Annotated in this window: 4 protein-coding genes, 1 pseudogene and 1 riboswitch; of the genes and pseudogenes, 4 read left to right on the plus strand and 1 reads right to left on the minus strand. The window is 73.3% G+C overall.

The window, feature by feature from the left end:
• Positions 1-56: 56 nt before the first annotated feature.
• From QL983_RS09895 to QL983_RS09910, 4 genes are all read left to right on the plus strand, one after another.
• On the plus strand, positions 57-1,214 hold the full coding sequence (locus QL983_RS09895) for a membrane protein (RefSeq protein ID WP_036316594.1): 1,158 nt from the start codon (positions 57-59) through the stop codon (positions 1,212-1,214).
• Between the two features lie 61 nt (positions 1,215-1,275).
• Positions 1,276-1,390: riboswitch (TPP riboswitch) on the plus strand.
• Entirely contained in the window at positions 1,387-3,210 is a 1,824-nt protein-coding gene (gene thiC / locus QL983_RS09900) for a phosphomethylpyrimidine synthase ThiC (protein ID WP_144879087.1), read from the plus strand. It overlaps the preceding riboswitch by 4 nt.
• 294 nt (positions 3,211-3,504) lie before the next feature.
• Positions 3,505-4,254: a DNA-3-methyladenine glycosylase I gene (locus QL983_RS09905; protein WP_036316599.1), complete on the plus strand. Its 750-nt coding sequence runs from the start codon at positions 3,505-3,507 to the stop codon at positions 4,252-4,254.
• A 63-nt stretch (positions 4,255-4,317) separates the two neighbouring features.
• Positions 4,318-5,733: an NAD-dependent succinate-semialdehyde dehydrogenase gene (locus QL983_RS09910; protein ID WP_036316601.1), complete on the plus strand. Its 1,416-nt coding sequence runs from the start codon at positions 4,318-4,320 to the stop codon at positions 5,731-5,733.
• Between the two features lie 54 nt (positions 5,734-5,787).
• Here QL983_RS09910 and QL983_RS09915 read toward each other — a convergent pair.
• Positions 5,788-6,084, minus strand: a pseudogene (locus tag QL983_RS09915) (RNA 2',3'-cyclic phosphodiesterase); the annotation flags it as partial.

Genomic DNA, 6,084 nt, shown 5'->3' on the forward strand with positions numbered 1-6,084 from the left:
TCGGGGCGGATCGGCCGCCCGGGCCGGGCCGATCCCGCCCATGAGAATGTAGTCGCATGTCCCACGTCACAGAGAGCTCCCCCGCGCACCCCGGCCGAGCCGAGGAGTCGGCGCCGCTGCGGCCGACCTCCCCGCTCGGGATCGCCGCCACGTTCATCGGCACCACCATCGGCGCCGGGTACGCCTCGGGCAACGAGATCCTGCAGTACTTCGTGAGCTTCGGCCTCTGGGGCGGCACGGGGGCGCTCGTGATCGCCGGCGCGCTGTTCTTCCTGCTCGCGGTGATCGTGCTGCGGCTGGCGCAGAAGCTGCGGACCACGGACATCCACCGGATCGTGAACCCCACGACGTCGCGCGTGCCCACCTGGTTCGCGGACCTGTGCATCACCACGTCCCTGCTGGGGACGCTGGTGATCATGCTGGCCGGGGCCGGGGCGGCGGTGCACACCGCGTTCGGGCTGCCCTCGCTCGTGGGCTCGCTGGTGATGGCCGCCGTCTGCGTGGTCTCGGTGCTGGCCGGCATCACGGGCCTCGTGCGCGTCCAGGCCGTGGTGGTCCCCCTGATCATCGTGGTCGCCGTCGGCGTCGCGGTGTGGGGGTTGGCGAACCCGGGGGCCGCGGTGGACGACGTCGCCGCGCTCGTGACCTCGTCCCCGCTGATCAACCAGTGGTGGCTCTCGGGCGTGCTGTACGTGGCCTTCAACATCCAGCTGGCCTACGCGGTGCTCGCCCCGATCGGCGAGGAGAGCTCCTCGTCGGGCCGCTCCCTCGTCGCCGGGGCCGGGCTCGGGGCCCTGGGCCTCGTGGTGATGGCCGGCGCGGTGATGGCCGCGATGACCGCCCACGCCCAGCTGATCGGCCGCGCCGAGCTGCCCATGGTCGAGCTGGCCGCGATGATCGGCGGCTGGGCCGCCCTGCTGTACACGGTCGTCCTGCTGCTGGCGCAGTTCACGACGGCGGTCTCGTGCCTGTACGGCGGGGTGGAGCGCATCGCCCTGCTGTCCTCGATGCGCCGCGTGCCGGGCTGGGTCATCGCCGTCGTCACGGCCCTGGCCGCCACCCTGCTCTCGAGCGTCGGCTTCTCCGACCTCGTGGGCACCGTCTACCCCGTCCTCGGCTACGCCGGCCTCGTCATCATCGTGATGCTGGTCGTGACGTGGATCGTCGAGCGCTCCACGGTACGCCGCCGGGCGGCCCGCGCGGCGCGCGCCTGAGCGCCCGGCCGCATGGCCGGACGGCGGACGGTGAGGCGCCGCGGGGGACGTGCTAGGGTCGCTCGCATCCCACGGGAGCCCCACGGCACGGGGCTGAGACCGGGCTGACGCCGCCCGGAGACCGTCTGAACCTGTCCGGGTCATTCCGGCGAAGGAAGAAGGAGCAGCGGCCATGTCCGTTTCCGAGCGCACCCCCCTGCCCGCAGCCGAGTCGACGGCCGAGGTCGTCGCCGAGGAGAACTACCCCACGCACCGTCTGGGATGGCTCGAGGACGCCGAGCACGGCATCCGCGTGCCCGTCACCGAGGTCCACCAGGACGACTCCCCCGACGGCACGCCCAACGCGCCCCTGACCGTCTACCGCACCATGGGCCCGGGCTCCGTGCCCGAGCGCGGCCTGCCGGCCCAGCGCGCCGAGTGGATCCGCGCCCGCGGCGACGTCGAGGAGTACGAGGGCCGCGAGCGCGACCTGCTCGACGACGGCCGCTCGGCCGTGCGCCGCGGCGCCGCCTCACAGGAGTGGGCCGGCGAGCGCCGCCCCCCGCTGCGCGCCAAGGAGGGCGCGCGCGTCACCCAGATGCACTACGCCCGGCGCGGCGAGATCACCCCGGAGATGCGCTACGTCGCCCTGCGCGAGGGCGTGGACGTGGAGCTGGTGCGCTCCGAGGTCGCGGCCGGCCGCGCCATCATCCCGGCGAACGTGAACCACCCCGAGTCGGAGCCGATGATCATCGGCAAGGCGTTCGCCGTGAAGGTCAACGCGAACATCGGCAACTCGGCGGTGACGTCGTCGATCGCCGAGGAGGTCTCGAAGCTGCAGTGGGCCACCCGCTGGGGCGCGGACACCGTGATGGACCTGTCCACGGGCGACGACATCCACACCACCCGCGAGTGGATCCTGCGCAACTCCCCCGTGCCGATCGGCACCGTGCCGATCTACCAGGCCCTCGAGAAGGTCGGCGGCGACCACCAGGCCCTGACCTGGGAGATCTTCCGCGACACCGTGATCGAGCAGTGCGAGCAGGGCGTGGACTACATGACCGTGCACGCCGGCGTGCTGCTGCGCCACGTGCCGCTGTCCGCGGACCGCGTGACCGGCATCGTCTCCCGCGGCGGCTCGATCATGGCCGGCTGGTGCCTGGGCCACCACAAGGAGAACTTCCTCTACGAGAACTACGACGAGCTCTGCGAGATCTTCGCGCGCTACGACGTCGCGTTCTCCCTGGGCGACGGCCTGCGGCCGGGCTCCGTGGCGGACGCCAACGACGCCGCCCAGTTCGCCGAGCTCGACACGCTCGCCGAGCTGACGGAGCGGGCGTGGGCGTACGACGTCCAGGTCATGGTGGAGGGCCCCGGCCACATCCCGCTGCACCTGGTGCGGGAGAACGTGGAGCGCCAGCAGGAGCTGTGCAAGGGCGCCCCGTTCTACACGCTCGGCCCCCTCGTCACGGACATCGCCCCGGCGTACGACCACATCACCTCGGCCATCGGCGCCACCGAGATCGCCCGCTACGGCACCGCGATGCTCTGCTATGTCACGCCCAAGGAGCACCTGGGCCTGCCGGACCGGGACGACGTGAAGACGGGCGTGATCACCTACAAGATCGCCGCGCACGCCGCCGACGTCGCCAAGGGCCACCCCGGCGCCCGCGACCGCGATGACGCGCTGTCCAAGGCGCGCTTCGAGTTCCGCTGGCGCGACCAGTTCGGCCTCGGCCTGGATCCGCAGCTCGCCGAGGAGTACCACGACGAGACGCTGCCGGCCGAGCCCGCCAAGACCGCCCACTTCTGCTCGATGTGCGGGCCGAAGTTCTGCTCCATGCGCATCAGCCAGGACATCCGCAGCGAGTTCGGCGGCGCGTCCGAGCAGGCGCGGATCGCCGAGGCCGGCATGGCCGCGAAGTCCGCGGAGTTCCGGGCCGCCGGCGGGTCCGTGTACCTGCCCGAGCCGAGCCTGCGCCGGCCCGAGGGGGACGCGGTGCTCGCGAGGGACTGAGCGGTCCGTGCCGCGGCGTGGGGGCCCGGGTGCCGGCTCCGCGGCCACGTCCACGAGCCCCGACGTGACTGCCCTCGCTGGCCGGCCTGCCCTGGGCGTGCTCCCGGATGGCGTCGCCCCGACCGCGGTCGTCGCCAGCACCTCCCCCCTCCGCCGCACGTGCCGCTGCGGGCCGGGCGGCTCGAGTGACGAGGTCCGGCCGTGCCTCCTGCACAGGTGTCCGCAGACGGCGTGGCGTCCCCGGGCGTCGCGTTCCGGTTCCGGATGTCCGGGGCCGCTCCTAGGCTCGGATGCATGAGCGCGCACCACGCCGACGACGGCCTCCCCGCCCCCGTCTCCACCCTCGCCGAGGATCCACCGGCCGACGGGCGACAGGCGCCGCCGAGTGGCGTCGTCGTGGGTGAGGACGGGCGGGCCCGCCCGCCGTGGGCGGCACGGGATCCGCTGCTGCGGGAGTACTACGACACGGAGTGGGGCCTGCCCGTCACGGACGAGCGGGGCCTGTTCGAGCGCCTCGTCCTCGAGGCGTTCCAGTCGGGCCTGAGCTGGCGGACCGTCCTGGCCAAGCGGCCCCGGTTCCGGGAGGTGTTCGCGGGCTTCGACGCGGACGCCGTCGCGGCGTTCGGGGACGCGGAGGTCGAGGCGTTGCTGTCAGACCCCGGCATCATCCGGAACCGGCGCAAGATCGAGGCGGCGATCGCGAACGCGCAGGCCGTCGTCGGGATGCGCGGCGAGCGGTTCACCCCGCTGCACCCGGGCTCCCCCGGCGCGGGCCCCGCCTGGCACGGCGACGGCGACCGGCCGGCCCGCGGTCTGGCGGGGCTGGTCTGGGCGCACCAGCCTGCCGCGACCCCACGGCCGGAGACGGTGGCGCAGGTCCCCTCGGCCTCGGAGGAGTCGCGCGCGCTCGCGAGGGCGCTGAAGGCGCACGGCTGCCGATTCGTGGGGCCGACCACGTGCTTCGCCCTGATGGAGGCCGCCGGGGTCGTGGACACCCACCTTCTCGGCTCGTGGCGAAGAGGGGCGTCCGGGATCTGGGAGTGAGCGGGGGCCTCCGGCAGGATGGGGAGCTCAACGCAGGACGTCCACACGAAAGGGTGACGACTGATGACCATCACCTCCGCCTCTCAGGGCTACCGCACGATCAACCCGGCCACCGGGGAGCTGCTGAAGTCCTTCGACAACGCCACGGATCAGCAGATCGCCGACGCCCTCGACGCCTCGCAGGCCGCGTACGAGCAGTGGTCCCGGAAGTCGGTGGCCGAGCGCGCCGCCGTCGTGAAGCGGATCTCCGAGCTGCTGGCCGAGCGCTCCAAGGACATCGCCGCGCTGATCACCACGGAGATGGGCAAGTCCCTCGGCGCGGCGGTCGGCGAGGTGCGCTACAGCGCCCAGATCTTCGGGTACTACGCGGACGAGGCCGAGGAGCTGCTCGCGGACCAGCCGATCAAGCAGTTCTCCGGGCAGGAGGCGTTCGTCCAGCGGCTGCCGATCGGCCCGCTGCTGGGGATCATGCCGTGGAACTTCCCGGTGTACCAGGTGGCCCGTTTCGTGGCGCCGAACCTCGTGCTCGGCAACACCATCCTGCTCAAGCACGCCGAGATCAACCCGCAGGTGGCGCAGCTGCTGGAAGAGCTCTTCACCGAGGCCGGCCTGCCGGAGGGCGTGTACCAGAACCTGTTCGCCACCCACGACCAGATCTCCACGATCATCGCCGATCCGCGCGTGCAGGGCGTGTCCCTCACCGGTTCGGAGCGGGCCGGCGCCGCCGTCGCCGAGCAGGCCGGCCGGCACCTCAAGAAGGTCGTCCTCGAGCTCGGCGGCTCCGATCCGTACATCGTGCTCTCCGCGCCGGACGCCCGCGCCGCCGCCCGCGACGCACTGGCCACCCGGATGGGCAACTGGGGCCAGGCCTGCAACTCGAACAAGCGCATGATCGTCATGGAGGACCTCTACGACGACTTCGTGGACGAGCTGGTCCAGCGCTCCTCGGCGATGAAGCCCGGTGACCCGACCTCGCGTGACGCCGACGTCTACGGCCCGCTGTCCTCCGAGTCCGCGGCCGACGGGCTCGCCGAGCAGATCGCCGCGGCCAAGGAGGCCGGCGCCACCGTCCACGTGGGCGGCGAGCGCGTCTCCGGCCCCGAGGGCGAGGGCTTCTACGTCTCCCCGGCCGTGATCACGGACGTGGACCAGGAGAACCCCGCCTACACGCAGGAGCTGTTCGGCATGGCCGCCGTGGTGTACAAGGTGTCCTCGGCCGAGGAGGCCGTGGCCCTGGCCAACGACTCCCAGTACGGTCTCGGCGGCGCCGTCTTCTCCACGGACCTGGACGAGGCCAAGCGCGTGGCCGACCAGCTCGAGGTGGGCATGGCGAACGTGAACCTCGCCTCCGCCGCCGGCGCGAACCTGCCCTTCGGCGGCGTGAAGCGCTCGGGCTTCGGCCGCGAGCTCGGCCCCATGGCCGTGGACGAGTTCGCCAACAAGCGCCTGTACGCGGTGCAGGGCCCGCTGGAGGGCTGACCCGGGGCCGGGTCGGCCCGGCGGGTCTCCCGCTCCGGCCGGCCCGTCGGCCCCTCAGCCGCGCAGCGGGACGGTCGCCAGCACCTCGTGCAGCGGCCCGCCGGACCGGCCCTCGCCGAGCCGGGACGCCACGACCTCGACCTCGTCGGCGGTCCACTCCGGCCCGCGGTACACGGCGAGCGCGCGCACGGCCTCGGCCAGCAGGACGGTGGCCGGCGCCGGCGGACGGGGCTCGCCCCGCCTCCGACCCCGAGGTCGGAGCGCGGCCCCCGAGACCGGCGCCACGGTGAGGTGGGCGCGCCGGCGGTCCCGGCCGTCGTCGTCGGCGAGCCAGGGCTCCGCCAGGAGCGC

Origin of the sequence: Micrococcus sp. APC 4021 (assembly GCF_030407635.1) — a bacterium.
GTDB lineage: Bacteria > Actinomycetota > Actinomycetes > Actinomycetales > Micrococcaceae > Micrococcus > Micrococcus luteus.

Excerpts from the sequence above, each read along its gene's own strand:
- QL983_RS09895 (WP_036316594.1), top strand. The coding sequence starts at position 57 with ATGTCCCACGTCACAGAGAGCTCCCCCGCGCACCCCGGCCGAGCCGAG.
- thiC (WP_144879087.1), top strand. The coding sequence starts at position 1,387 with ATGTCCGTTTCCGAGCGCACCCCCCTGCCCGCAGCCGAGTCGACGGCC.
- QL983_RS09905 (WP_036316599.1), top strand. The coding sequence starts at position 3,505 with ATGAGCGCGCACCACGCCGACGACGGCCTCCCCGCCCCCGTCTCCACC.
- QL983_RS09910 (WP_036316601.1), top strand. The coding sequence starts at position 4,318 with ATGACCATCACCTCCGCCTCTCAGGGCTACCGCACGATCAACCCGGCC.